We start from the raw sequence: 25660 nt of genomic DNA, 5'->3' as shown, positions 1-25660 counted from the left end.
GCTTGCTGTCGGAGCCGGCTTAGTTGGCGAATGAATAATGAAATTCTTCACGGTTCAACCCGAAAGATTTAATCCCAGTTCGTTGTAAAGAGAATCGATCCATGCGTAGTAACCCTTCGGGATGTGGCCGGGTAACGCCTCGCCATTCCTTTGGAACCAAGAGAAACTCGAGTAAGTCAAGTCAACAGGGCTATCAGAGAGAAGGCTGATGAACACAGAGTCGAAAGGATCAGGTTTAAGAAATGTCAGCGTCGTAATCGCGGCGCTATTCGGATTGGTCTTGCTCATCGGCGGTATCTGGTTGGCGACCCTGGGCGGGTCGTTGTATTACCTGATCACCGGTGTTGTGCTGCTGGTCGTGGCCGGTCTGCTGGGGCGCCGCTCCACCGCGGGCGTGTGGCTGTATGCCCTGTTGATGCTGGCCACGGTGATCTGGGGCCTGTGGGAAGCGGGCACCGACTTCTGGGCCCTGGTACCGCGCCTGGACATCCTCGGCGTGCTGGGAATCTGGCTGCTCATCCCCGCCGCTACCCGGGGTGTCGGGCCCAATGCCAAGGGCAGCCGGGGTTTCCTCGCGCTGACCCTGGCCTTCGCCATTGCGGTGTTGATTTACTCGATCTTCAACGACCCGCAGGAACTCGACGGTAGCATCGCCGCCACCCAGCCGGCTCAGGCCCAGCCGGTGGAAGGCGTGAGCGATGCCGACTGGCCGGCCTATGGCCGTACCCAGGCTGGCACCCGCTACTCGCCCCTGACCCAGATCAACGACGGCAACGTCAAGGATCTGGAAGTGGCCTGGACCTTCCGCAGCGGTGAAAGCAAGACCGATAGAGACTCTGGCGAAACCACCAATGAACTGACGCCCATCAAGGTGGGCGACAACATGTTCATCTGCACTACTCACCAGATCCTGGTTGCCCTGGACCCTTCCACCGGCAAGGAAAAATGGCGCTTCGATCCCAAGCTGCAATCGGACCCATCCTTCCAGCACCTGACCTGCCGTGGCGTCTCTTACTACGATCAGGCCAACACCACGGAATTCGCCGCCAGCCTGGCCAACGTCACGCCGACCCAGACCGTCTGCCCACGCAAGGTATTGCTGCCGGTCAACGACGGGCGCCTGTTCGCCATCAATGCCGACAACGGTCAGCGTTGCAGCGACTTCGCCCAGAACGGCGAGCTGGACCTCAAGCACATGCACCCGTACACCTACCCGGGTGGCCTGCAACCAACCTCCCCGCCTGTGGTCACTGGCACCACCATCATCATCGGCGGGTCGGTCACCGACAACCCCTCCCTGCATGAACCCTCCGGCGCCCTCCGCGGCTATGACGTGAACACCCGGGCGTCGCGCCGCCCCAGCCCGTCTGCCCACGCAAGGTATTGCTGCCGGTCAACGACGGGCGCCTGTTCGCCATCAATGCCGACAACGGTCAGCGTTGCAGCGACTTCGCCCAGAACGGCGAGCTGGACCTCAAGCACATGCCCCCGTACCCCTCCCCGGGTGGCCTGCACCCACCCCCCCCGCCTGTGGTCACTGGCACCACCATCATCATCGGCGGGTCGGTCACCGACAACCTCTCCGTGCATGAACCCTCTGGCGCCATCCGCGGCTATGACGTGAACACCGGTGCGCTGCGCTGGATTTTCGACACTGGCGCCGAAGACCCGAATGCCTGGCCGGGCGAAGGCCAGACCCTGGTCAACAACTCGCCGAACGCCTGGGCGCCGCTGGCCTATGACGCCAAGTCGGACATGGTGTACATCCCTACCGGCAACCCGACGCCGGATATCTGGGGCGGCAACCGCACCCCGGTGATGGAGCGCTACGCCAGTGCGATCGTGGCCCTGAACGCGTCCACCGGTAAGCTGGCCTGGAGCTTCCAGACCACCCACCACGACCTGTGGGACATGGACGTACCGTCGCAGCCGACCCTGGCCCAGGTGAAGACCGAAGCCGGCGAAGTACCCGCCGTCTACGTGCCCACCAAGGCCGGCAACCTCTTCGTGCTCGACCGCCGCGACGGCAAGCCAGTGGTGCCTATCACCGAGATGCCGGTACCGGCCGGCGAAGCCGCTCCGGGCGACCGCGTCAGCCCTACCCAGCCACGTTCGGCGCTGAACCTGACGTCCATCCAGACCCTGGCGGACAAGGACATGTGGGGCGCCACCATGTTCGATCAGATGATGTGCCGGGTGATTTTCAAGCGTCTGTCCTACAACGGCCAGTACACCCCGCCGTCGGAGAAGGGCACCTTGGTATTCCCGGGTAACCTGGGCGTATTCGAGTGGGGTGGTATCTCCGTCAACTCGGATCGCCAGGTAGCGCTGATGAACCCCATGGCCCTGCCGTTCGTGTCCAAGCTGATCCCGCGTGGCCCGAACAACCCGCTGTGGCCGAAGGAAGGCCTGACTGGCGCGGGCACCGGTACCGAAATGGGCATCCAGCCGCAGTATGGCGTGCCTTATGGCGTGGAAATCAACGCCTTCCTGTCGCCGCTGGGCCTGCCGTGCAAGGAACCGGCCTGGGGCTACGTGGCCGGCGTGGACATGAAGAGCCACGAAGTAGTCTGGCGCAAGCGTATCGGTACCATCCGCGACAGCCTGCAGGGCATCCAGCTGCCTCCGCTGAAGATTGGCGTGCCCATGCTGGGCGGCCCTATCTCCACTGCGGGTAACCTGATGTTCATCGCCGGCACTCAGGACAACTACATCCGCGCCTACAACGTCACCAATGGCGACCTGCTGTGGCAGGCCCGCCTGCCGGCTGGCGGCCAGGCGACCCCGATGACCTACGAGGCCAACGGCAAGCAGTACCTGGTCATCATGGCCGGCGGCCATGGCTCCTTCGGCACCAAGATGGGTGATTACCTGATCGCCTACGCTCTGCCCAAGTGATCCCAGGCTGAGCTGAACCGCTGTACCGGAACCCCTGCCTTGCGCAGGGGTTTCTTCGTTAAGGCGGGCGCAACCCGCACCTTCACCCCCCGCCGCTGTCGATGGCTGTACCCACTCTATTGAGGAGGCTCACCATGTCAGCGGATTCCCGCCCGGCTGTGCTCGAACTGATCGGCAATACACCCCTGGTGCGGGTGACCCGCCTGGATACTGGGCCCTGCACCCTGCTTCTCAAGCTTGAATCCCAGAACCCCGGCGGCTCGATCAAAGACAGGGTCGGCCTGGCGATGATCGATGCCGCTGAACGGGAGGGCCGGCTGCGCCCTGGCGGCACCATAGTCGAAGCCACGGCGGGGAATACCGGCCTGGGCCTGGCGCTGGTCGGCCGGGCCAAGGGCTACCGCGTCGTGCTGGTGGTGCCGGACAAGATGTCTACCGAAAAGGTGCTGCACCTCAGGGCCATGGGGGCCGAGGTGCGGATCACTCGCTCAGACGTAGGCAAGGGCCACCCCGACTACTACCAGGACATGGCGGCGGGCCTGGCGGCGCAGATCCCTGGTGCGTTCTTCGCCGACCAGTTCAACAACCCCGCCAACCCCCTGGCCCATGAATCAGGCACCGCGCCGGAAATCTGGGCCCAGGCCCAGCACGACCTGGACGCTATCGTGGTCGGCGTGGGGTCAGCGGGAACCCTTACTGGCTTGACCCGTTACTTCAAGCGCGTGCAACCGGACCTGGAAATGGTGCTGGCCGACCCGGTGGGCTCGGTCATGGCCGAATACAGCCGCAGCGGCCAGCTGCCCACCCCTGGCGCCTGGGCGGTGGAAGGCATTGGCGAGGACTTCATCCCCTCGTTCGCCGATCTGTCCAGCGTGAAGCAGGCTTATTCCATCAGCGACGAAGAAAGCTTCGACCACGCCCGCCAGTTGCTGCGCGCCGAGGGTATCCTGGGCGGGTCGTCCACAGGCACGCTCCTGGCCGCCGCCCTGCGCTATTGCCGCGCCCAGACTGAACCCAAGCGGGTGGTCAGCTTCGTCTGCGATACCGGTACCCGCTATCTATCCAAGGTCTACAACGACCAGTGGATGACTGACCAGGGCCTGCTCAAGCGCACCCAGTATGGCGACCTGCGCGACCTGATCGCCCGGCGCTTCGAGGACGGCCGGGTGGTCAGCGTGAGCCCGGACGACACCCTGCTCACAGCCTTCCAGCGCATGCGCCTGGCCGACGTCTCGCAACTGCCGGTTCTGCGCGAAGGCAAGCAGCTGGCAGGCGTCATCGACGAATCGGATATCCTGCTGGGTGTGCACAAGGACGCTGGCCATTTCCACGACACCGGGGCCAGCGCAATGACGCAACGACTGGAAACCCTCCGGCCGGATGCCAGCCTGGCAGCCCTCGAGGATGAACTGGACCGGGGCCTGGTAGCCATCATTGCCGATGACGCGGGCTTCCATGGCCTGATCACCCGGGTCGATCTGCTCAACCATCTACGGAGAACCCTTGCATGAGCCATAACGACGAGCAACGCCCCCGGCATGCCTTCGCCACCCAGGTGATCCACGCGGGGCAAGCGCCAGATCCGACCACGGGCGCGCTGATGCCCCCCATCTATGCCAACTCTACCTACCTGCAGGAAAGTCCCGGGGTGCACAAGGGCCTGGACTATGGCCGTTCTCACAACCCGACCCGTTGGGCGCTGGAACGCTGCGTGGCGGAACTGGAAGGCGGCAGCCGCGCCTTTGCCTTCGCCTCGGGCCTGGCCGCCATTGCCTCGGTGCTGGAGCTGCTGGATGCCGGTGCGCACATCCTTTCCGGCGACGACCTTTACGGCGGCACCTACCGCCTGTTCGACCGCGTGCGCAGCCGTAGCGCCGGGCATCGCTTCAGCTTCGTGGACATGACCGACCCGGCGGCCTTCGAGGCCGCGCTGCGCGACGACACTCGCATGGTCTGGGTGGAAACCCCGAGCAACCCCCTGCTGCGCCTGACCGACCTGGCGGCCATCGCCCGGCTGTGCCGTGACCGAGGCATCATCTGCGTGGCGGACAACACCTTCGCCAGTCCGTGGATTCAACGGCCCCTGGAGCTGGGCTTCGATATCGTAGTGCATTCGACGACCAAGTACCTCAATGGGCACTCAGACGTCATCGGCGGTATCGCCGTGGTAGGAGACAATGCCGAGCTGGCCGAGCGCCTCGGCTTTCTGCAAAACTCGGTGGGCGCCATCGCCGGCCCTTTCGACGCCTTCCTCACCCTGCGCGGCGTGAAAACCCTGGCGCTGCGCATGGAGCGCCATTGCACCAATGCCCTGGCCCTGGCCCAGTGGCTGGAGCGGCAGCCGCAAGTGGCCCGGGTGTATTACCCTGGCCTGCCCTCGCATCCGCAGCATGCACTGGCGCAACGGCAAATGCGCGGCTTTGGCGGCATGATTTCCCTGGACCTGAACACTGACCTGGACGGAGCGCGTCGCTTCCTCGAACAGGTCAGCCTCTTCGCTCTGGCTGAAAGCCTCGGTGGCGTGGAGAGCCTGATCGAACACCCCGCCATCATGACCCATGCCAGCATCCCACCGGAAAACCGTGCCCGGCTGGGCATAGGCGATGCCCTGGTGCGGCTGTCGGTTGGCGTGGAAGACCTGGAGGACCTGCGCGCGGACCTGGCCCAGGCGTTGGCGCGGATCTGACACTGGACTTCAGCGGCCGATGACCTCGCCTCTTTGCGCGGCCAGGCGTGCCAACAGGCGGTTCTGCACCGGCACCGGCACGCCCTGGCTTTCCATGGCGGCGATCAGGTCTTCAACCAGTGCGTTGAATTCGCTTGGAGTAATGCGCTGGCCCTTGTGCGCTTCGGCCATGCTGTCGCCGCTGTAGGTGCAAGGGCCGCCCGCCTCGACGCAGAGTTTTTCCACCAGCTTGTCACGCAATCGCACAGGGTCTACTTGCCGAAAATGCTGGACGATGCGTGGGTCCCGGGCGACGTTGAGCAACATGGCTTCGACGATACGGGTGATCCCCGGCTGCTGGCCCAGGTCCTGGTACAACCGGTCATCGACTGGTGGTCGCTGAGCGCAGGCCATCAGCAGGCCAACGGCCATGACCAGGAAAAGCCGACGCATCAGAAGGCTCCCTGGATGGACAGATAGGCACCATTCTGGTCAGCCAATGTGGCGATTTCTCCGAGGCGAGCGTACGCCAGAACGACAGACAGGCGCTTGCTCGGGAACCAGCCGACGAACAGGTCCGCCCAGTCGCTTTCCCCGGCGAAGGACAGGTTGTCGGGCTTTTCCCGGTATTCCATTCCTACCGCCCAGCGGGGATTGAGCAGCACCGCCAGCGAGCCTTCCTTGAGCAGGCTGCGGCTATCCCGCCGATCCCCACCGAAACCCAGCAGCCCGAGTTCATTGGCACGGCTGTAGCGCAGGTTGCCGTTGAGCAGCAAGTTATAACCGAAGGCCCCGCCGAGAAAGAGCCGACTGGCGGCCAGGTAGGCTTCGGTGTCGTGGTCTCGACGGGCGCCGACCAGGCTCGGGATGAGGAAGTCTTTCTGCCGTTTGTAATTCACGCCCAGGGCGACCTGTGGCAACCGGTCATAGATCAAATCGCCAAACAGGCGTACCTTGGCGCCGAATACATCCTGGCTGAGGCTGTCTTCAGGCAGGCCGAGCCTGGGCACGAGGCTGCCGAGGTCGAAGCGATTGCGCGCCACGGACAGTTCCACCCGGTTGCCATAGCCCACTGCCACGCCCATGGCGTCCAAGCGGTAGTCAGGTAACTGTACCCGGGTGGTGAACAAGGTAGTGCCCCACTGCTGCGCCTCACCGTAACCCGCGATCACTGCCCACGGGGTAATGCCCCCGCCGGCCGCACCTTCCAGGCTGCTGGCTCCGCCCGTGGCGAGGAGGCGCCCATCAGTACCACCCTCTCGGGCGTAAACCGCCGCGCTCAGGAGCAGCGCGCTTAGCAGCACGATGGCGGCCTTCATGGCGTCAGCGCCTCCGGCACGGGGGAGTAGGCGGCCTGGCGTACCCAGGCTTCGAAGGCATTGGCCGGCAACGGCCGGCTGATGAGATAACCCTGGGCCGTATCGCAGCGCCAGCGTTTGAGCAAGTCCAGGCTGCGCTCGTATTCGACCCCTTCGGCCACCACGCTCAAACCCAGGTTATGACTCATTTCAATGGTCGAACGCACGATCACGGCATCCTCGCTGGTTTCATCCAGGTGGCGCACGAACGACTGGTCGATCTTCAATTCCTGTACCGGCAGACGCTTGAGGTGCGCTAGTGAAGAGTAGCCAGTCCCGAAGTCGTCCACAGAAAGGCTGATGCCGCAGCCTCGTAAGCGGTGAAGCACCTCCAGGGCCGCTTCCGGCTCACGCATCACCGCGCTTTCGGTGATCTCGAAAGTCAGCTGGTCGGCCGCCACGCCATAGTGCGCCAGCAACCGCGGCACCCGCTCGGCCAGGTCAGTTCCCAACAGATCCTCGGCCGAGACGTTCACCGACAACTCGATCCGCAGGCCGCGACCGTTCCACTGGGCCAGCTGCTGAATGCTCTCGGCGATCACCCAACGGGTGAGCCCTTGGATGCTGCCGGTGCGTTCGGCCAAGCCGATGAATTCGGCCGGGGAAACCATGCCCAATTCCGGATGCTGCCAGCGCAACAGTGCCTCGGCCTGGCGCACCTGGCCAAGGCGCAAATCCAGCTTGGGCTGGTAATGAAGCGACAGCTCACCATTGCCTGGGGCATTGCGCAGGTCGCGGATCAGCCTCACTTCCCGCTGGTGGACCAGGTCGCGCCCGTCCTGATAGAGCTGCAAACGGCCTGGCAGGCCGGCGGCATCATCACGCGCGATGGCAGCTCGTGATACCAGAAGCTCCGCGCTCTGCCCGTTCCCGGGATACACCGCGATACCGATGCTGGCGTCCAGGCTATAGTCATGGCCGTCCAGGCGACGGGTGCTCTGCAAGGCCTGCTGGAGGCGGTCGGCCATGGCCACTGCCAGTTGCGCGCTCAGCCCATCGAGGATCAGCAGATACTCACCGCCAATCAAGTGCGCCAGGGTATCGCCGGCGCGCAACTCCGTTTCCAGGGCCGGGCCGATGCTACGCAGCAAGGCTTCGGCAAAGGCCGCGCCACCATCGCCGCGCAGCGTTGCCAGGTTGTCCAGGCTCAGGCTCAGCACGGCCGCGGGACGCTCGGCGGCGATTGCGCCGCGCAGGCGCTCCATGGCCAGGGCCCGGTTGGGCAAGCCGGTGAGGTGATCGTGCAGCGCGTTATGCGCCAGGCGCTGCTCACGCTCGGCAATGCCGGCTTGCATCATGTTGATCGCGCTGGCCAGGGTGCCGAACTCGTCGCTGCGCCGCAGCTCGACTCGAACCTCATAATCCCCTTGGCCGATACGCTCAGCGGCGGCGGCCAGGGTTCGGACCGGCCGCGAGATGGTACGGGCCAGCAGCAGCGCGCCCAGCAGGGACGCCAGCAAGGCGCCCAGGGCGATCAGGAAAATGTTCTGGTCCAGAGGCGCGAAGGCGTGCATGGCATCGTCCAAAGGGCTTTGCAGCAAGGCGATGACCTGCTCCCCTCGGCCGCCGTTGGCCAGGTTCAGGCGCTGTTCGAGGAAGCTATGGCCACCATGCCAGTGCACACTGACCAGGGCCGGCGGCGAGTCGGCCCGCAGCCACTGCAGAAGGTCCTTGCGCAGCGCCGAAGGCTGCGTGGTCACCAGCTCGCCGACCCGCTCGCCTTCCACCGCCAGGAACGACACCTCCAGGTTACTGAGGTCGTGCAGCTCCTGGGCGAAGGCGGCGTCCATGGCAAAGCCCATCACCATCCGGGCAATGGGAAGCGGCGCCAGCACAGGCGCATCTACCAGGAGCACTGCCTCACCGCCCCGGGCCACGATCAGCATGGTCTGGTTACGACGGCGCGCCTCGCGCAGAGCCTGATCGTAGACAAAGAAAGAGCCTTCGCTGAATGCCGCCTGGGTACTAGCCATGACAATGCCATCCAGGCCCAGCAGCACTGCGTCGCTGGCGCCGATGCGGGCCCCATGGTTGACCAGGGCCGAGCGAATGGTAGCAAGGTCCGCGCTGGCGATGGCGTCGCGCAAGCCGAAATCGGCGGTGAGCAGTTGCACGCTGTCGCGCAGCCGACGGCCATGCACGTCCAGCAGGCGCTCGAAGACACGGCCGCCGATGGCCAGTTGCTGGGCTGCCTGGGCCCGCACCGCTTCAGCGGTGGCCAACTTGACAGCCAGGGTGATGGCGGCGATCACGATCAGCAACAGCAGCACCAGCACGCCGCTGATGCGGAACTGAACGCTATTTTTGGTTTTCACGGAGAGCCTTTTGGAACGCATCGCCGAAAGGGCTGGCCGGTGGCGACGGAGATGGCCCGTCGGCCCCGTCCACGGCCAGGGTCAGGACCTTGCGCTCCGGCGCCTGGCCCAACGCGAGGCTACCGCCAGCCTGCGGCCGCAGGTCCGGACTGCGAGGGTGCCACAGGGTGAGGCTGTAGCTTCCCTCTGGTAACTGAGTCAGGTTCAGATGGCCCTGGGCATCGGTCACCCCGAACCGGGGGTCGGCGGTTACATAGATGTAGCCGAGCATCCAGTCATGGATGTTGCAACCGAGCACCACTACTCCGGGCCGATCGAACACCACTGGCGCGGTGGGCGTGCCTTCATACAGGCGTAGCTCGAAGCGCTTGCTCTGGGAGAAGGAGTAAACCTGGTGACGAATGTCATCGCTGTTGGGGAAGGTCACGGCTGTGCCTGTGCGAACGGCCAGGACATGGGGCAGGAACATTTTGCCCTTCTGGTCCATGCGAGTCGTGACCACTGGCCGCGCGGGCCCGGCCGGCCCAGCCAGGGTGACCACGGCATCGGCCAGAGGGGCGCCCTGGGCGTCACTGACGCTCAATTGCAGTTCCGTGGCCTGGGCTGTCTGGGCCAGCCAGCCAGCAACGGCGAAAACGGCGACAGCGCGAAAGAATGAAAACATAGCCCCGGTTCTCGTTCGAAGGCGTAAACAAGGCAACGCAGGTTGGAGGATTACCCTGGCCCACGGGCTCGAAGGTGCTTTCCCATGGTTATCGGCCCAGATCGGCATTCCTTCACCCTTGCCATTGAAACCGCCCGTGCCGCGCCCCATCTAAGCGTTCATAGCCATTGCCGCAGGTGCCCCATGAGCGATCAGGATTCCGTGAAGGATCAGCCAAACGTATCCAGCGAGCCCAATCAAGGGGCTGAGCAGGTGGAGCATTCCACCACCTCCAGTACCGAGCTGGTGTTGCCCGGGCAGCATCTGCCGGACAAGGTCTACGTCATCCCGATCCATAACCGGCCGTTCTTCCCGGCTCAGGTGCTGCCGGTCATCGTCAACGAAGAGCCTTGGGCCGAGACCCTGGACCTGGTGGCCAAGACACCTCACCACTCCCTGGCGCTGTTCTACATGGAAACGCCGGCCGAGGATCCTCGCCACCTGGACACCTCTACCCTGCCCCTCTACGGCACCCTGGTGAAGATCCACCACGCCAGCCGCGAGGATGGCAAGCTGCAGTTCGTGGCCCAGGGGCTGTCCCGGGTGCGCATCCGCACCTGGCTCAAGCATCACCGCCCGCCCTACCTGGTGGAGGTTGAATACCCTTCGCAGCCGGCCGAACCCACGGACGAGATCAAGGCCTACGGCATGGCGCTGATCAATGCCATCAAGGAGCTGTTGCCGCTCAACCCCCTGTACAGCGAAGAGCTGAAGAACTACCTCAACCGCTTCAGCCCCAACGACCCTTCGCCGCTCACCGACTTCGCCGCGGCCCTGACCTCCGCCACCGGCGCCGAACTGCAGCAGGTGCTCGATTGCGTGCCCATGCTCAAGCGCATGGAGCGGGTGTTGCCCATGCTGCGCAAGGAGGTCGAGGTCGCACGGCTGCAGAAAGAAATTTCCGCCGAGGTGAATCGCCAGATCGGCGAGCACCAGCGGCAGTTCTTCCTCAAGGAGCAGCTCAAGGTCATCCAGCAGGAGCTGGGGCTGACCAAGGATGACCGCAGCGCCGACCTGGAGCAGTTCGAGCAGCGTCTGGAGGGCAAGACCCTACCGCCCGCGGCCCGCAAGCGCATCGACGAAGAACTGGGCAAGCTGGCCATCCTGGAAACCGGCTCACCGGAATACGCGGTGACCCGCAACTACCTGGACTGGGCCACGGCCCTGCCCTGGGGGGTGTACGGCAAGGACAAGCTTGACCTCAAGCACGCCCGCAAGGTGCTGGATGCCCATCATTCCGGCCTGGGCGACATCAAGAGCCGTATCCTGGAATTCCTCGCGGTGGGTGCCTACAAGGGCGAAATCAGCGGCTCCATCGTGCTGCTGGTGGGCCCGCCTGGCGTAGGCAAGACCAGCATCGGCAAGTCCATCGCCGAGTCCCTGGGCCGGCCGTTCTATCGCTTCAGTGTCGGCGGCATGCGCGACGAGGCCGAGATCAAGGGCCATCGCCGCACCTACATCGGGGCCCAGCCGGGCAAGCTGGTGCAGGCGCTCAAGGACGTGGAAGTGATGAACCCGGTGATCATGCTCGACGAGATCGACAAGATGGGCCAGAGCTACCAGGGCGATCCGGCCTCGGCCTTGCTGGAAACCCTGGACCCGGAACAGAACGTGGATTTTCTGGACCACTACCTGGACCTGCGCCTGGACCTGTCCAAGGTATTGTTCGTGTGCACCGCCAATACCCTGGACTCGATCCCAGGCCCCTTGCTCGACCGTATGGAAGTCATTCGGCTTTCCGGCTACATCACCGAGGAAAAACTGGCCATCGCCAAGAAGCACCTGTGGCCCAAGCAACTGGAAAAGGCCGGGGTGGCCAGGAGCAGCCTGAGCATCAGCGACAGCGCCCTGCGCCTGGTCATCGAGGGCTATGCCCGCGAGGCCGGCGTGCGGCAGTTGGAGAAACAGCTGGGCAAGGTGGTGCGCAAGGCAGTGGTCAAGCTGCTGGAGCAACCCGATGCCGTGGTCAAGGTCGGCCCCAAGGAACTGGAAAGCTACCTGGGCATGCCCGTGTTCCGCAGCGAGCAGGTACTCGCCGGGGTAGGCGTGATCACCGGGCTGGCCTGGACCAGCATGGGCGGCGCCACCTTGCCCATCGAGGCGAACCGCATCCATAGCCTGAACCGTGGCTTCAAGCTCACCGGGCAATTGGGGGAGGTGATGAAGGAATCCGCGGAGATCGCCTACAGCTACATCAGCTCCAATCTCAAGACCTTCGGCGGCGACCCGGCTTTCTTCAACGAAGCCTTCGTCCACCTGCACGTGCCGGAAGGGGCTACCCCGAAAGATGGCCCCAGCGCCGGCATCACCATGGCCAGCGCCCTGCTCTCGCTGGCGCGCAACCAGGCGCCGAAGAAGGGCGTGGCCATGACCGGCGAGCTGACCCTCACCGGCCACGTGCTGCCCATCGGCGGGGTGCGCGAGAAAGTGATCGCGGCGCGTCGGCAGAAGCTCAACGAGCTGATCCTGCCGGAGGCGAACCGCGGCAACTTCCAGGAGCTGCCTGACTATCTGAAGGAAGGCTTGACCGTGCACTTCGCCAAGCGCTTCGCGGACGTGGCCAAGGTGCTGTTCTGACACACGCTTAACCGCAACGCCCGCCTGAGCTATGCTGGCGGGCATCGCCTCTGCCTGGATGCCTGACGATGCCTTCGCTGACTGCCCTCCCCTCGCTGCGCACTGTATCGGTGGCTCTTGCCCTGCTCGCTGGCTGTGCCGGCCGACATGGGCCGGACCCTTCGGTGGCATTCGAGCTGAGCAAGCAGTCGCAATGCCCGGTGGCGCTGGCCAAAGGGCAATTGGTGATCCTTACCCTGCCCAGCAATCCCACCACCGGCTATCGCTGGCTGGTGCAGAACCCGGCCCCGGGCGTGCTGCGTAGCCTCGGCCCCGAGGTGTACACCAACGCCGAGGACGCTGGCATCGTCGGTGCCGCCGGGCAATCGCTGTGGCGGTATCGGGCCGAGGGTCCTGGCGAAGGGCACCTGATCCTGGTGCTGCAACAGCCCTGGGCGCCCGAGGTCAAGCCGGTCCAGACCTTCGACTGCGCCATCCGGGTCGAGTAACCCCCTGTTCCGTCGCCACTCACGCATTGCGGCTTGTGGCTGATCCCGGCTAGTCCTAAAATCCCGCGCTTTCCCTGAAGTGCCTGTAGACCTCCGTGCCTGAATCTTCCGATCGTCTGTTCGCCCAACCCCTGGCCGCGGTGCCCGACTTCGTCTTCAACGAGGATGTGGTGCGCGTGTTCCCTGACATGATCAAGCGGTCGGTGCCCGGCTATCCGGCCATTGTCGAGAACCTGGGCGTGCTGGCAGCGCGGTTCGCCCAGCCCCATACCTGTCTCTATGACCTTGGCGCCTCACTGGGGGCGGTGACCCAGGCCCTGCGCCGGCACGTGCGCGCGCCAGGCTGCGAGGTGATCGCCATGGACAACTCGCCGGCCATGGCGCAGCGCTGCGGTGAATACCTGCGAGCGCAGGATTCCATGTTTCAGGAGCTGTTGCCCGTGCAGGTCGTGGAAGCGGATATTCTGGCCGTCGAATTCCAGCCGGCCTCTGTGGTGGCCCTGAATTTCACCCTGCAGTTCATTGCGCCCGATCAGCGCCTGGGTTTGCTGACCCGCATCCGTCAGGCACTGGTCCCCGGCGGCGCGCTGCTGCTGTCGGAGAAACTGCGCTTCGAAGATGCCCAGGCGCACGAACTGCTAAACGAGCTGCACCTGGATTTCAAGCGCGCCAATGGCTACAGCGAGCTGGAAATCGCCCAGAAACGCAGCGCCATCGAGCACGTGATGAAGCCCGACAGCTTCGAACAGCACCGTGAGCGGCTGCTGGCGGCGGGATTTAGCAAGGTGGTGCCGTGGTTCCAGTGCCTTAACTTCGCTTCGATGATCGCCCTGCCATGATCGACCTGTCTCCACTCGTACAGCGCCTGGCGGGTTCGCCCTTGGCTCAATGGGCCAACGGCTTGCAGGCCGACCTCGATCGTCGGCTGGAAAAGGGGCACGGCGACCTGGCTCGTTGGCAGGCCGCGCTCAAGTCCTTGCCGGAGCTCACCGCCAGCATCGTGGACCTGGCTGACAGCGTGACCCTGGGAGGAGCCTGCGACGACAGCGCACGCCAGCGTCTGCATGACGCCCTGATGGGCCTCAGCCCCTGGCGCAAAGGGCCTTTTCACCTGTTCGGCGTGCATGTGGACACGGAATGGCGCTCCGACTGGAAATGGGCCCGGGTGGCGCCGCACCTGAACCTTCAGGGCAAACGGGTGCTGGACGTCGGCTGCGGCAATGGCTATTACCAATGGCGCATGCTAGGCGCTGGGGCCGAGAGCGTGATCGGCATCGACCCCAACTGGCTGTTCTTCTGCCAGTTCCAGGCCCTGCGCCAGTACCTTCCCGAGTTACCGGCCTGGCACCTGCCCCTGGCGCTGGAAGACCTGCCACCGAACCTGCAAGGTTTCGACACGGTGTTCTCCATGGGCGTGCTCTATCACCGCCGCTCGCCCATCGATCACCTGTTCGCCCTCAAGGATTGCCTGGTCAAGGGCGGCGAGCTGGTACTGGAAACCCTGGTGGTGCGCGGCGACGAACAGCGGGTACTGGTGCCGGAAGACCGCTACGCGCAAATGCGCAACGTCTGGTTCCTCCCCTCCCCCGACGCCCTGGCACTGTGGCTGCAGCGGGCAGGCTTCGAGGACGTCAAATGCGTGGACATCAGCCATACCACGCCGGATGAGCAACGCAGCACCGAGTGGATGCGTTACCAGTCCCTGGAGCACTTCCTGGACCCCGAAGACCACAGCAAGACGGTGGAAGGCCTGCCAGCGCCCCTGCGGGCGGTGATGACGGCGCGCAAGCCGGGCTGAAACGCGGCCCGCCGGCCTCAAGGGCCGAAGTGCTAGCGCGGGCGAAATCCCGTGGATCAAGGTAGGCTTCACGCTTGTCTACAGGTTTTCGCCAGCTCCGCTGGCCTTCACAGGAGGTCGACCCCATGAGCAACCGCCAGGCCGAAATCGCTGCCGCGTTGAATGTCATTCCCCCCTTCGCCGACGAGGCGGCCCTGGCCGCCGAAGTCGAGCGGCGCAAGGCTTTCATCAAGCAGACGCTGCGCAATTCCGGCCTCAAGGCCCTGGTGCTGGGCATCAGCGGCGGGGTGGACTCAAGCACGGCCGGCCGTCTGGCCCAACTGGCGGTGGAAGAGCTGCGTCAGGAAACGGGCGACGCCAGCTATAAATTCATCGCCGTGCGTCTGCCCTATGGCCAGCAACTTGACGAAGTCGATGCTGCGGCGGCCATGCAGTTCATCAAGGCTGATCAGGAAGTGACCGTCAACATCGCCGATGCGGTGAAAGGCCTGGATGCTGAACTGGACGCCATCTCGAAATTAAGCGATGCCCGCCGCGACTTCGTGCGTGGCAACACCAAGGCACGCATCCGCATGGTGGCCCAATACGCCATCGCCAACGCCAACGACGGCCTGGTGATCGGTACCGACCACGCCGCCGAGGCGGTGATGGGGTTCTTCACCAAGTTCGGTGACGGGGCTTGCGACCTTACCCCGCTGGAAGGGCTGGTCAAAGGCCAGGTACGGGACATCGCCAAGTACCTGGGGGCAGCCGAGAAGCTCTATCTGAAGGTGCCCACCGCCGACCTGGAAGAGCTCACCCCTGGCAAGCCTGACGAAGATGCCCACGGCGTCACCTACAAGGACATCGATGCCTTCCTCCAAGGCCGGGAAGTCAGCCAGCATGCCTATGACACCATCGTGCGCACCTACGACAAGACAGCGCACAAGCGCCGCCTGCCGTACGCGCCCGAGTGATTGACAGGCCGCGCCAGGTCAGGCCTTGGCGCGGTCCGCGGCAGCGATGATCAAGGCTTTCATTTCGGCGACCGCGGCCGGGAAGCCTACGAACAAGGCATGGGCCACCAAGGCGTGCCCAATGTTCAGTTCATTGATGCCAGGAATGGCGGCGATGGGCTCCACGTTGTGGTAATGCAAGCCATGGCCGGCATTGACGACCAAGCCTAGCGCTCGGCCCTGAGCGACCCCTTCGGCGATCCGTTGCAACTCGGCGGCGGCCTCCTCAGGGGTATGGGCATCGGCGTAGCGGCCGGTGTGCAGCTCGATGGCCGGCGCCCCGACCCGCGCGCTGGCCTCGATCTGGGCTGGATCGGCGTCGATAAAGAGCGACACTTCACTGCCGACTGCGCTGAGCCGTTCAACCGCGCCCCGAATACGCTCCTCTTGGCCTGCCACATCCAGCCCGCCTTCCGTGGTCAGTTCCTGGCGGGTTTCGGGTACGAGGCACACGTGCTCGGGCCGCAGGCGCTCGGCGAACGCCAGCATGGCCTCGGTAACGCCCATCTCGAAGTTCATGCGGGTCTGCATCACCTCCTTGAGCACGAGCACGTCCCGCTCCTGGATGTGTCTGCGGTCTTCACGCAAATGCACGGTGATACCGTCGGCGCCGGCCTGTTCGGCGTCCAGCGCGGCCTTGACCGGGTCTGGATAACGAGTACCGCGGGCCTGACGCAGGGTAGCGACGTGATCGACGTTCACGCCCAATAGGATGCGGTTGGGGGTATTCACGGAAGAAATGCTCCTGGCAGTAAGTGTGCACAGGATAAGTGAGCATGACCGGTAGGAGCCAGCGAAGCTGGCGACACCTTGTGGAACCCAGCGTCAGTTCAGCAATTGGGCGCCAGGCCGGCCTGGCATTCGGCAGCTTCGCTGCGTCCTGCAAGTGACAGACTTCAAGGTTTGCGAAACAGCTCCCGGCTCATCAGGGGCTTGCTGCCCAAGTGAGCCGCCAGCGCCTGACGCATCAGGCGCTTGGCGGCCAGCAGGGCCCCGGCGGCTTCCCAATCAGCGACGGCCATGGCCAAGAGGTCAGCGCCGCTGAACAGCCCGGGGGCGAAGCTGAATACCCGTTCAAGCCCCTCATCCGCGCTCAGGCGGTAAAGACCGTCCACGGCTATGGGCTCGCCCTGGCTGTCGCGGTCGAGAGCGAAGGCGTAGCCCAGCTCGTCCAGCAGCCGCCATTCGAACGCCCGCAGCAAGGGCTCCAAGGCACGGCCTTGGGCGAGCGCTTGCAGAGTCTGGGCATAGTGTTCATACAGGCGAGGATGGGGGTCTTCCAACGGCAGCAGGCGAACCAGCAGTTCGTTGAGATACAACCCGCTGAACAGCGCCTCTCCGACCAGCCAGGGGCTGTTGCCGGTAGCCTCCAGGCGGCTGACGCTGCGCAGCTCGCCCTTGCCGCGAAATTCCACCGCCAGGGGTACGAAAGGGCGTGCCAGGCTGCCGGCCTTGCCCCGGGCACCGCGCAACACGCCACGCACCCGCCCCCCAGGGGTCAGGAAATCCACCAGTGCGCTGGTTTCCCGGTAGGGCCGGGCATGCAGCACATAGGCCGGCTGCGGGTCAGACGTCGCCGTAGCCAAGGGAGCGCAGCGCCCGCTCGTCGTCGGACCAACCGCCTTTCACCTTCACCCAGAGGTTGAGCATCACCTTGGCATCGAACATCTGCTCCATGTCCTTGCGAGCCTCCATGCCGATGCGTTTGATCCGCTCGCCCTTGTCGCCGATGATGATTTTCTTCTGGCCGTCGCGCTCCACCAGGATCAGAGCGTGGATATGCAAGGTTGCGCCCTGCTGCTTGAACTCCTCGATCTCGACGGTGATCTGGTAAGGCAGTTCGGCCCCCAGCTGGCGCATGATCTTTTCACGCACAAGCTCAGCGGCCAGGAAGCGGCTACTGCGATCGGTGATCTGGTCTTCCGGGAAGAAATGCTCGTTTTCAGGCAGGTAATTGCCGATCAGGGCTTCCAGGGTGTCCAGGTTATGGCCCTGCTGGGCGGAGATGGGCACCACCTCGGCCTTTGGCAGCTGCTGCTGCAACCATTCCAGGTGAGGGATGAGCGCGGCCTTGTCTTCGAGCCGATCGGTCTTGTTGATGGCCAGGATTACCGGGCCCTGAACGAACTGCACTCGCTCCAGGACCAGCTGGTCTTCGTCGGTCCAGCGCGTGCGGTCCACTACGAAGATGACCACGTCCACGTCCTTGAGCGCGGCCGAGGCAGTCCTGTTCATGTAACGGTTCAGTGCCTTGTCGTTGGCCTTGTGCATGCCGGGCGTATCCACGTATACCGCCTGCACATGCCCTTCGGTCTTGATGCCGAGCATGGTGTGGCGCGTGGTCTGCGGCTTGCGCGACGTGATGGCCAGCTTCTGGCCGAGGATGTGGTTGATCAGTGTGGACTTGCCCACGTTGGGGCGACCTACGATCGCTACATAGCCACAACGGCTTTCCGGGGTATCAGTCATTGCCATTCTCCACGCCAAGGGCGATCAGCGCGGCCGCGGCGGCGACCTGCTCGGCGATACGCCGGCTTACGCCCTGCCCTCGGCTTTTTTCGTTGAGCAACGCCACTTCGCATTCCACGAAAAAGGTGCGGCAGTGCGGTTCGCCCTGGATATCCACCACCTCGTAGCGAGGCAGCTCGCAGGCGCGGGATTGCAGGAACTCCTGCAGGCGGGTCTTGGGGTCTTTGTTGGTGTCCACCAGGGTCAGGCTGTCGAACTCACCGGCCAGCCAGGCCAGGACGCGCTCGCGGGCCGTCTCCATGTCGGCGTCCAGGTAGATGGCACCGATCAGCGCTTCCAGCGCGTCGGCGAGGATGGACTCGCGACGGAAGCCACCGCTTTTCAGCTCACCGGAGCCAAGGCGCAAGTACTCGCCCAGGTCGAAGCCACGGGCCAGCAATGCCAGGGTTTCGCCTTTGACCAGGCGTGCCCGCAGGCGGGAAAGCTGGCCTTCCCGAGCCTGGGGGAAGCGCTCGTACAAGGCCTCGCCCGCGACGAAATTGAGGATGGCATCGCCGAGGAATTCCAGTCGCTCGTTGTTACGACCGGCGAAGCTTCGATGGGTCAAGGCCAGCAGCATCAGTTCCTTGTTCTTGAAGCTGTAGCCGAGCTGGCGCTCGAGACGGTTCAGAGGCGACTGATTCACGGCAGACGCACACTGCTTTGGTGATCGAAGCTGACCACCATGTCGACATTGCCCAGCAGGTGCTCCCGCCGCTCGTAGGCCAGGCGGGCCACGAGGGCGCCGGACTGTTCAGTGATGTTCAACGCTTTTTTCAAATCCAGATCCCGGATGTTATTGATCTGCAAACTGCGGTTCACGTAGTCGAAGTATTCATCGCCATCGGTAACCTTGGTGGCGGGGTCGCTGGCGGCCTTGTCCATGGCTTTCTTCAACGCCCAGTAATCCATGTAATGGGGCCCCAGCCGGGCGCCAGCCATCACGACCAGCGCCAGCGCGGCCAGAAGGAACAGCCCGCCAATCAGAGAAAGTCCTCGTTGGGACCTTACTGCTTTCATGCTAGACCCTCGCCTGCCGGATGTCGGGAAAACTGGCGAGGGCGCCATGCACGGCGCGACGCCAAGGGGAAACCGCGCGTTACTTGATCAGACCTACGCGCTCGAGGGTTGGCAGGTGCCGAGTCTTCGGTTCCGGCCAGCTCATCCATACGGCGAATGCCTTGCCGACGATGTTGTGGTCGGGGACCATGCCGAGCAGGTCCTTGGGAATGCGCGCGTCATCCCAATAGCGGCTGTCGTTGGAGTTGTCGCGGTTGTCGCCCATCATGAAGTAATGCCCGGCCGGAACCGTCCATTGCCCCCCAGGCAGCATGCGATAGGCCGCCATCTGCTTGTGGATCAGGTGCTCGGCCTCGCCGATGTGCTCCTTGTACACGCCAACCTCGCCCAAGTGTGGGTCGAAGGTGGTGCCGACCATCTGCTCGTCCACCGGTGCGCCATTGACATACAGATGCTTGTCGCTGGTGTAGCGGATGGTGTCGCCAGGTACGCCGATCACCCGCTTGATGTAGTTCACCGAGGGGTCGCTGGGGTAGCGGAATACCATCACGTCGCCCCGTTGCGGATCGCCGATGTCGATCACCTTGGTGTCCAGCACCGGCAGGCGAATGCCATAGGAGAACTTGTTCACCAGGATGAAATCGCCCACTTCCAGGGTCGGCTTCATGGACCCCGACGGGATCTGGAAGGGCTCGACCAGGAACGAACGCAGCACCAATACGATGAACAGTACCGGGAAAAAGGATTTCCCGTACTCCACCAGCAGCGGTTCCTTGTTCAGTTGATCCAGCACAGCGGGCTCCGGCTGAGCCACGCTGCCCTGATAATTCGCAATGGCAGCACGCCGCCGTGGTGCGTAGTACACAAGGTCAAGCAGACCCAGCAGGCCGCACACGGCCACGAGGATTACCAACAACAGCGGGAAGTTTAAAGACATAGGACCTGATCATTCCAACCTGAGCACGGCGAGGAAGGCTTCCTGTGGAATCTCCACGTTGCCGACCTGTTTCATGCGTTTCTTACCAGCCTTCTGCTTTTCCAACAGCTTGCGCTTGCGGCTCACGTCGCCACCGTAGCACTTGGCCAGAACGTTCTTCCTGAGTGCCTTTACAGTGGTTCGAGCGATGATCTGGCCGCCAATGGCCGCCTGGATCGCCACGTCGAACATCTGCCGAGGAATCAGCTCCTTCATTTTTTCGGTCAGGGCCCGCCCCTTGTAGTGGGCGTTGTCCCGATGCACGATCAGCGCCAGGGCATCGACCTTGTCGCCATTGATCAGCACGTCCAGCTTCACCAGGTTCGCCGACTGATAGCGGTCGAAGTGGTAGTCCAGCGAGGCATAGCCACGGCTGGTGGACTTGAGGCGGTCGAAGAAATCCAGCACCACTTCGTTCATGGGCAGGTCATAACGCACCTGCACCTGACTGCCCAGGAACTGCATGTCTCGTTGCACGCCACGCTTTTCGATGCACAGCGTAATGACGTTCCCCAGGTGCTCCTGAGGCACAAGGATGGTGGCTTCGACGATAGGTTCGCGGAAGTCCTCCACCGACGAGATGTCGGGAAGCTTGGACGGGTTGTCGACGTAGATCGTCTCGCCGTTCTTCATCTTCACTTCATAGATCACGCTCGGCGCGGTGGTGATCAGGTCCAGGTCATACTCGCGCTCCAGGCGCTCCTGGATGATTTCCATGTGCAGCATGCCGAGGAAGCCGCAGCGGAAGCCGAAGCCCAGCGCATCGGAGCTTTCCGGCTGGTATTGCAGCGAGGAATCGTTGAGCGTCAGCTTCTGCAAGGCCTCGCGGAAGTCCTCGAAATCGTCCGAACTGGTGGGGAACAGGCCGGCGTACACCTGGGGCTGGATGCGCTTGAAGCCTGGCAGCACTTCCACGTCCGGCGTGGTGGAGAGCGTCAGGGTGTCCCCCACCGGCGCGCCGTGGATGTCCTTGATGCTACCGATGATGAAGCCGACCTCGCCTGCCTTGAGGTCCGCGGTAGGCGTGTGCTTGGGCGTGAACACCCCGACGCTGTCCACCAGGTGGGTCTTGCCGGTGGACTTGACCAGGATCTTGTCGCCTTTCTTCACTCGGCCATGGCGCACGCGTACCAGGGAAACCACGCCCAGGTAATTGTCGAACCAGGAATCGATGATCAGGGCCTGCAGTGGGGCCTCGATGTCGCCTTCGGGAGCCGGGATGGTCTGCACCAGGCGCTCGAGCACGTCGTCCACGCCCATGCCGCTCTTGGCGCTGCAGGCGACCGCGTCGGTGGCGTCGATGCCGATGATCTTCTCGATTTCGTCCTTCACCCGGTCAGGATCGGCCTGGGGCAGGTCCATCTTGTTCAATACCGGCATGACCTCCAGGCCCTGCTCGATGGCGGTATAGCAGTTGGCGACGGACTGCGCTTCCACGCCCTGCCCCGCGTCCACCACCAGCAGCGCGCCCTCGCAGGCCGCCAGGGAACGGCTGACCTCGTAGGTGAAGTCCACGTGGCCGGGGGTGTCGATGAAGTTGAGCTGGTAGGTTTTACCGTCCTTGGCCTTGTAGTGCAGCGTGACGCTGTGGGCCTTGATGGTGATCCCGCGCTCGCGCTCCAGGTCCATGGAGTCCAGCACCTGGGCTTCCATCTCTCGGTCGGCGAGGCCGCCGCACATCTGGATGAATCGATCGGCCAGGGTCGACTTGCCATGGTCGATGTGGGCGATGATGGAGAAATTGCGGATATGACTCAAATCACTCACGGATCAACACTCGAGAAGGCCTTGGGCCGGGCGCCCGACAAAAAATAGCCGGGCATTGTACCTGATGCAGTGAGTTTTGTGGGAGCTCCTGTATCTGAGCCAACGGGCGAGCTGCGCTGGCCGAGGCCATGCCTGTGGCCGCCGGTATTGCTCGCGTCCAGCCCTGACGCCATCAGTATCGGAGGCTGCGACGCCCGGGCCAGTCCGAGCTGGGCCGACCCGACCTGGACCGACCCGGCTGCCACGGCGACAGGCATTGAGCCGGTCACCGGTAGCAGCCGTCCCAGCCCTGCCGCCGCTTATTCAGCCAGCTTGAACGTAATGAAGCTGGCACGCCCCTGACGCAGCACGCGCATGGAAACCGAGCGATTCTTCGGCAGGCCCTTGGCTACTTCGGTGAACTGCTTGGCCGAGGTGATCGCCTGGTTGTTCAGGTGGGTGATCACGTCTCCCGGCTGAAGGCCGATCATGGCGGCAGGACCATCCTGTACGTCCTTGATCAGCACGCCGCCCCGCAGGTCGGCGGCTTTCTTCTGCTCGTCGGTCAGGTCCGCCACGGCGACACCAAGCCGGTTGCTGCTGCGCTGGGGCTGGCCGTCGGCACCGGCGCCGGCTTCCAGGTCGTCGTCGTCCGGGATGGCACCCACGGTCAGCTCGATGTTCTGGCGCTTGCCGTCGCGAATGATCTCGAAGGTCGCCTTGGCACCTGCCTTGAGGCCGCCGACCAGGTGCGGGAGATCCGCGGACATGACGATGGGCTGGCCGTTCATGCTCAGGATCACGTCGCCCACCTGCAGGCCGCCCTTGGCTGCCGGGCCATCCTGCATCACCTGGGCCACCAGCGCGCCGGCGGGCTTGTCCAGCCCGAAGGATTCGGCGAGGTCCTTGTTCACTTCCTGGATGACCACGCCCAGCCAGCCACGGCTGACCTTGCCGTCCTTCTTCAGTTGGTTGGATACGTCCAGGGCCACGTCGATCGGAATGGCGAAGGACAGCCCCATGAAGCCGCCGGAGCGGGTGAAGATCTGCGAGTTGATGCCCACCACTTCACCGTTCATGTTGAACAGCGGCCCGCCGGAGTTGCCCGGGTTGATGGCGACGTCCGTCTGGATGAAAGGCACGTAGGAATCGTTGGGCAGCGAACGGCCCTTGGCGCTGACGATCCCCTTGGTCACCGAATGGTCGAAACCGAACGGCGAGCCGATGGCCAGCACCCACTCGCCTACCTTGAGCTTGTCGGAGTCGCCGAGCTTCACCGTAGGCAGGTTCTTGCCATCGATCTTGAGCAATGCCACGTCGGTGCGCGGATCCGTGCCTACCAGCTTGGCTTTCAGCTCACTGCGGTCGGACAGACGCACTATGATTTCGTCAGCATCGGCGATCACGTGGTTGTTGGTCAGGACATAGCCATCCGGGGAGATGATGAAGCCGGAGCCGAGCGACTGGGCTTCGCGCTGGCGATCGCCACGGGGGGAGCGTGGGGCGCTGCGGGGCATGTTGCGCTCGAAGAACTCCCGGAACATGGGCGGCAGGCCCTGGAGGTCAGGCATCTGGCTGTCCGCCACGCCGCGGTCCGGCAGTTTCTGGGTGGTGCTGATATTCACCACGGCTGGCGAGGCCTGTTCGACCAGGGTAGTGAAGTCAGGCAGTGCTTCGGCCTGGGCGCTAAGCACCTGCCCCAGCATCAGTACCGCCGCGAACAGCGATAGGCAGGATTTCAAGCGAGGTATCGACATACGGCTCCCGTGTAGTGCGAGCATGGTTAAGCGAAGGGGGCGCCTCTGCCGAGAACCCGGGCCTGGATGCCCTGAAGGTCGCTAGGCACAAGGCTGGGCGAACCCTCCCCTGGTGGCAAAGACCTATAAGAAAAAGCGGATCTATTTGCAACAACAATGGCAGATCTTTCATGTTGCAACTTGATACATGAAGCCCGCGTTAACACGGCTCGACTGTGCCGAATACTGCATCAAACGCTGTGCAGACGGCGATAGCGACGCTCACAAGCGTCACTCACCGATACGCCCCGGCCCTTATGGACCACGGAAGCACAAATAGGTTTTCACCCAGCGTTGGCACGGAGCCGCACGGCGAAGCCGGCTTTCGCCCATTGCAAAAGCGCGCCGACATGGCTATTGCCTACGTGAAACGACAGGACTTCCAGACGAACGAACGCCCGGCCGGCCGTCGCAAGCACATGCGAGAGCCGAACCGGGCGTTCAGGTGTTACTTAACGAGTCTCGGAGCCAGCGGCATGCGAAGATTGCTCGGCGTGCTGACGCACAGGGCCCGATGCCTTTTCGTCCTGCCAGCCCGCTTCACGGGCGGCTGGCGCCTTGACCGGCTCGCTGGTTTCCGTGTAGCCCGCCAGTACAGCCGGGCCGTTGGCCTGAGGCGCCACCAGCACAGGCTGAGCCGCCTGTTGAGCGACCTGGGCACCGCCAAGGTCGTTCTGGTTGTACAGACGCACCCCGGCAAGCACCGCCAGAGTGACCGAGGCCGCTACCGCCAGCCGGCCCAGGCTGCGCCATGGACGCGCAGCCACGGGTGCTGGAGCCGCTTCGTCGACCAGCGCGGCGGAAACCGCGGCGGCCAGGTCCAGGCGTGGATTGAGCAGTTCCTTGTGCATGGCGGCGCGGGCAACCTGGTAACGAGCCCAGGTAGCGCGTGCCTCGCTGTTCTCCACAGCGCCCAGTACACGACGTAATTCAAGTTCGTCCGCTTCGTTATCCATCACCGCGGACAGCGATTCCTGCAGGGCTTCACGACTCATTGCGGTTCCTCTCTTGGCTGTCGCCGCTGTCTTAGGTTTCCTGCAGCAAAGGCTGCAGGGCTTTATCTATGGCTTCCCGGGCCCGGAAAATCCGCGACCGTACGGTGCCCACCGGACATTGCATGACGCTGGCAATGTCTTCATAACTCAGACCATCGAACTCGCGTAGCGTCAATGCCGTACGCAGGTCCTCTGGCAATTGCTGGATGGTCCGGTGGACGGTGCCCTCGATCTCATCCCTTAACAGCGAGCGTTCCGGTGATTCAAGGTCCTTCAGGCCGTGATCGCCGTCGTAGAACTCTGCGTCTTCGGAGCTGACATCGCTATCCGGTGGCCGTCGTCCTCGGGACACCAGATAATTCTTCGCCGTGTTGATGGCGATGCGGTACAGCCAGGTATAGAAGGCGCTGTCGCCGCGGAAATTTCCCAACGCCCGGTACGCCTTGATGAACGCTTCCTGGGCCACGTCTTGTGCTTCGTGGGTGTCGTGCACGAATCGCACGATCAGCCCGAGAATCTTGTGCTGGTACTTGAGCACCAGCAGATCGAACGCTCTCCGGTCGCCACGCTGCACGCGCTCGACCAATTGCTGATCTTCTTCCTGGGTTAGCATGAACACTCCTCGTTAAGCTCCAAGGAGCGCTGCAAGAGCCATCGTTCAGGCTTGCAACCATAGACTCGGGCTTTGTGCAAAAGTTCTCCCCTCCACGCAAGTTTCCTGCCCTGAAGATCGGGTGCAGGAAAAAAACACATCAGGCAAGCCCTGCTGTGTGAACACTCCGGATGTCCGGCCGCTGGCGGTGGCCTTTGTTGTAGGCCCTT

General features: G+C 63.7%; 24 protein-coding genes. 9 read left to right on the top strand and 15 right to left on the bottom strand.

Going from position 1 to position 25660, the window contains the following annotated elements; all coding sequences use genetic code 11:
• Positions 1–54 precede the first annotated feature (54 nt).
• Positions 55–288: a hypothetical protein gene (locus tag BN1188_RS21610; protein ID WP_148485255.1), complete on the bottom strand. Its 234-nt coding sequence runs from the start codon at positions 286–288 to the stop codon at positions 55–57.
• Between BN1188_RS21610 and BN1188_RS22095 the strand changes: the two genes are divergently transcribed.
• From BN1188_RS22095 to BN1188_RS13790, 4 genes are all read left to right on the top strand, one after another.
• Complete coding sequence (locus BN1188_RS22095; RefSeq protein ID WP_269745222.1) at positions 281–1624, top strand: hypothetical protein; 1344 nt, start codon at positions 281–283, stop codon at positions 1622–1624. The genes BN1188_RS21610 and BN1188_RS22095 overlap by 8 nt on opposite strands.
• A complete protein-coding gene (locus BN1188_RS13800) occupies positions 1531–2898 on the top strand; it encodes an outer membrane protein assembly factor BamB family protein (protein ID WP_269745229.1) in 1368 nt (455 codons plus the stop codon). Before BN1188_RS22095 ends, BN1188_RS13800 begins: the two co-directional genes overlap by 94 nt.
• A 134-nt stretch (positions 2899–3032) precedes the next feature.
• Positions 3033–4409 (top strand): pyridoxal-phosphate dependent enzyme, encoded by a 1377-nt coding sequence (locus tag BN1188_RS13795; protein ID WP_040262033.1) that lies wholly within the window; start codon positions 3033–3035, stop codon positions 4407–4409.
• Positions 4406–5584, top strand: a complete 1179-nt coding sequence (locus BN1188_RS13790) for a cystathionine gamma-synthase (RefSeq protein WP_040262032.1) — start codon at positions 4406–4408, stop codon at positions 5582–5584. Before BN1188_RS13795 ends, BN1188_RS13790 begins: the two co-directional genes overlap by 4 nt.
• A gap of 9 nt (positions 5585–5593) precedes the next feature.
• On the opposite strand, the gene BN1188_RS13785 is transcribed toward BN1188_RS13790, so the two are convergent.
• The 4 genes from BN1188_RS13785 to BN1188_RS13770 are packed head-to-tail and all read right to left on the bottom strand — an operon-like array spanning position 5594 to position 9900.
• Positions 5594–6016, bottom strand: a complete 423-nt coding sequence (locus BN1188_RS13785) for a group I truncated hemoglobin (protein WP_040262031.1) — start codon at positions 6014–6016, stop codon at positions 5594–5596.
• On the bottom strand, positions 6016–6882 hold the full coding sequence (locus BN1188_RS13780) for a DUF3034 family protein (protein WP_040262030.1): 867 nt from the start codon (positions 6880–6882) through the stop codon (positions 6016–6018). Before BN1188_RS13780 ends, BN1188_RS13785 begins: the two co-directional genes overlap by 1 nt.
• Positions 6879–9236, bottom strand: a complete 2358-nt coding sequence (locus tag BN1188_RS13775) for a putative bifunctional diguanylate cyclase/phosphodiesterase (protein WP_040262029.1) — start codon at positions 9234–9236, stop codon at positions 6879–6881. The genes BN1188_RS13780 and BN1188_RS13775 overlap by 4 nt, the downstream gene beginning before the upstream one ends.
• Entirely contained in the window at positions 9220–9900 is a 681-nt protein-coding gene (locus BN1188_RS13770) for a methylamine utilization protein (protein ID WP_040262028.1), read from the bottom strand. The genes BN1188_RS13775 and BN1188_RS13770 overlap by 17 nt, the downstream gene beginning before the upstream one ends.
• A gap of 183 nt (positions 9901–10083) precedes the next feature.
• Here BN1188_RS13770 and lon point away from each other — a divergent pair, with 183 nt between their 5' ends.
• The 5 genes from lon to nadE all read left to right on the top strand — a co-directional run bounded on the left by lon (position 10084) and on the right by nadE (position 15758).
• Positions 10084–12516: an endopeptidase La gene (lon, locus tag BN1188_RS13765; protein WP_040262027.1), complete on the top strand. Its 2433-nt coding sequence runs from the start codon at positions 10084–10086 to the stop codon at positions 12514–12516.
• A gap of 68 nt (positions 12517–12584) precedes the next feature.
• The gene (locus BN1188_RS13760; protein WP_052469275.1) at positions 12585–13004 is read left to right on the top strand and encodes a protease inhibitor I42 family protein; all 420 of its coding nucleotides are present in this window, start codon (positions 12585–12587) and stop codon (positions 13002–13004) included.
• 95 nt (positions 13005–13099) lie between these two features.
• On the top strand, positions 13100–13843 hold the full coding sequence (gene cmoA / locus BN1188_RS13755; RefSeq protein WP_040262026.1) for a carboxy-S-adenosyl-L-methionine synthase CmoA: 744 nt from the start codon (positions 13100–13102) through the stop codon (positions 13841–13843).
• Entirely contained in the window at positions 13840–14802 is a 963-nt protein-coding gene (cmoB, locus tag BN1188_RS13750; protein WP_040262025.1) for a tRNA 5-methoxyuridine(34)/uridine 5-oxyacetic acid(34) synthase CmoB, read from the top strand. The genes cmoA and cmoB overlap by 4 nt, the downstream gene beginning before the upstream one ends.
• A gap of 125 nt (positions 14803–14927) precedes the next feature.
• Positions 14928–15758: an ammonia-dependent NAD(+) synthetase gene (gene nadE, locus BN1188_RS13745; RefSeq protein WP_040262024.1), complete on the top strand. Its 831-nt coding sequence runs from the start codon at positions 14928–14930 to the stop codon at positions 15756–15758.
• 18 nt (positions 15759–15776) lie between these two features.
• Here the strand turns inward: nadE and pdxJ are convergent, their stop codons facing one another.
• From pdxJ to rpoE, 10 genes are all read right to left on the bottom strand, one after another.
• Positions 15777–16529 carry a pyridoxine 5'-phosphate synthase gene (gene pdxJ, locus BN1188_RS13740; RefSeq protein WP_040262023.1) on the bottom strand — a complete coding sequence of 251 codons (753 nt, stop codon included), beginning with the start codon at positions 16527–16529 and terminating at the stop codon, positions 15777–15779.
• A gap of 164 nt (positions 16530–16693) precedes the next feature.
• Positions 16694–17383: a DNA repair protein RecO gene (recO, locus tag BN1188_RS13735; RefSeq protein ID WP_040262022.1), complete on the bottom strand. Its 690-nt coding sequence runs from the start codon at positions 17381–17383 to the stop codon at positions 16694–16696.
• On the bottom strand, positions 17364–18266 hold the full coding sequence (gene era, locus BN1188_RS13730; RefSeq protein WP_040262021.1) for a GTPase Era: 903 nt from the start codon (positions 18264–18266) through the stop codon (positions 17364–17366). Before era ends, recO begins: the two co-directional genes overlap by 20 nt.
• The gene (gene rnc, locus BN1188_RS13725; RefSeq protein WP_088776236.1) at positions 18259–18936 is read right to left on the bottom strand and encodes a ribonuclease III; all 678 of its coding nucleotides are present in this window, start codon (positions 18934–18936) and stop codon (positions 18259–18261) included. The genes era and rnc overlap by 8 nt, the downstream gene beginning before the upstream one ends.
• A gap of 11 nt (positions 18937–18947) precedes the next feature.
• Positions 18948–19325: a DUF4845 domain-containing protein gene (locus tag BN1188_RS13720; protein WP_040262019.1), complete on the bottom strand. Its 378-nt coding sequence runs from the start codon at positions 19323–19325 to the stop codon at positions 18948–18950.
• Between the two features lie 79 nt (positions 19326–19404).
• Complete coding sequence (gene lepB, locus BN1188_RS13715; RefSeq protein ID WP_040262018.1) at positions 19405–20262, bottom strand: signal peptidase I; 858 nt, start codon at positions 20260–20262, stop codon at positions 19405–19407.
• Between the two features lie 9 nt (positions 20263–20271).
• Positions 20272–22068: a translation elongation factor 4 gene (gene lepA, locus BN1188_RS13710; RefSeq protein ID WP_040262017.1), complete on the bottom strand. Its 1797-nt coding sequence runs from the start codon at positions 22066–22068 to the stop codon at positions 20272–20274.
• 299 nt (positions 22069–22367) lie between these two features.
• On the bottom strand, positions 22368–23798 hold the full coding sequence (locus tag BN1188_RS13705; protein ID WP_187375348.1) for a DegQ family serine endoprotease: 1431 nt from the start codon (positions 23796–23798) through the stop codon (positions 22368–22370).
• Between the two features lie 497 nt (positions 23799–24295).
• Positions 24296–24838 carry a sigma-E factor negative regulatory protein gene (locus BN1188_RS13700; protein WP_040262015.1) on the bottom strand — a complete coding sequence of 181 codons (543 nt, stop codon included), beginning with the start codon at positions 24836–24838 and terminating at the stop codon, positions 24296–24298.
• A 31-nt stretch (positions 24839–24869) separates the two neighbouring features.
• Positions 24870–25451: an RNA polymerase sigma factor RpoE/AlgU gene (gene rpoE / locus BN1188_RS13695; RefSeq protein WP_003252049.1), complete on the bottom strand. Its 582-nt coding sequence runs from the start codon at positions 25449–25451 to the stop codon at positions 24870–24872.
• Positions 25452–25660 lie beyond the last annotated feature (209 nt).

Source organism: Pseudomonas massiliensis (assembly GCF_000826105.1).
In the GTDB taxonomy this organism is placed as follows: domain Bacteria; phylum Pseudomonadota; class Gammaproteobacteria; order Pseudomonadales; family Pseudomonadaceae; genus Aquipseudomonas; species Aquipseudomonas massiliensis.
Note: the sequence above shows the minus strand (reverse complement) of the source record. Positions and strands in the feature narration are given on the sequence as shown.

Excerpts from the sequence above, each read along its gene's own strand:
- BN1188_RS21610 (WP_148485255.1), bottom strand. The coding sequence starts at position 288 with ATGAGCAAGACCAATCCGAATAGCGCCGCGATTACGACGCTGACATTT.
- BN1188_RS13795 (WP_040262033.1), top strand. The coding sequence starts at position 3,033 with ATGTCAGCGGATTCCCGCCCGGCTGTGCTCGAACTGATCGGCAATACA.
- BN1188_RS13790 (WP_040262032.1), top strand. The coding sequence starts at position 4,406 with ATGAGCCATAACGACGAGCAACGCCCCCGGCATGCCTTCGCCACCCAG.
- BN1188_RS13785 (WP_040262031.1), bottom strand. The coding sequence starts at position 6,016 with ATGCGTCGGCTTTTCCTGGTCATGGCCGTTGGCCTGCTGATGGCCTGC.
- BN1188_RS13780 (WP_040262030.1), bottom strand. The coding sequence starts at position 6,882 with ATGAAGGCCGCCATCGTGCTGCTAAGCGCGCTGCTCCTGAGCGCGGCG.
- BN1188_RS13770 (WP_040262028.1), bottom strand. The coding sequence starts at position 9,900 with ATGTTTTCATTCTTTCGCGCTGTCGCCGTTTTCGCCGTTGCTGGCTGG.
- lon (WP_040262027.1), top strand. The coding sequence starts at position 10,084 with ATGAGCGATCAGGATTCCGTGAAGGATCAGCCAAACGTATCCAGCGAG.
- BN1188_RS13760 (WP_052469275.1), top strand. The coding sequence starts at position 12,585 with ATGCCTTCGCTGACTGCCCTCCCCTCGCTGCGCACTGTATCGGTGGCT.
- cmoB (WP_040262025.1), top strand. The coding sequence starts at position 13,840 with ATGATCGACCTGTCTCCACTCGTACAGCGCCTGGCGGGTTCGCCCTTG.
- nadE (WP_040262024.1), top strand. The coding sequence starts at position 14,928 with ATGAGCAACCGCCAGGCCGAAATCGCTGCCGCGTTGAATGTCATTCCC.
- era (WP_040262021.1), bottom strand. The coding sequence starts at position 18,266 with ATGACTGATACCCCGGAAAGCCGTTGTGGCTATGTAGCGATCGTAGGT.
- BN1188_RS13720 (WP_040262019.1), bottom strand. The coding sequence starts at position 19,325 with ATGAAAGCAGTAAGGTCCCAACGAGGACTTTCTCTGATTGGCGGGCTG.
- lepB (WP_040262018.1), bottom strand. The coding sequence starts at position 20,262 with ATGTCTTTAAACTTCCCGCTGTTGTTGGTAATCCTCGTGGCCGTGTGC.
- BN1188_RS13700 (WP_040262015.1), bottom strand. The coding sequence starts at position 24,838 with ATGAGTCGTGAAGCCCTGCAGGAATCGCTGTCCGCGGTGATGGATAAC.
- rpoE (WP_003252049.1), bottom strand. The coding sequence starts at position 25,451 with ATGCTAACCCAGGAAGAAGATCAGCAATTGGTCGAGCGCGTGCAGCGT.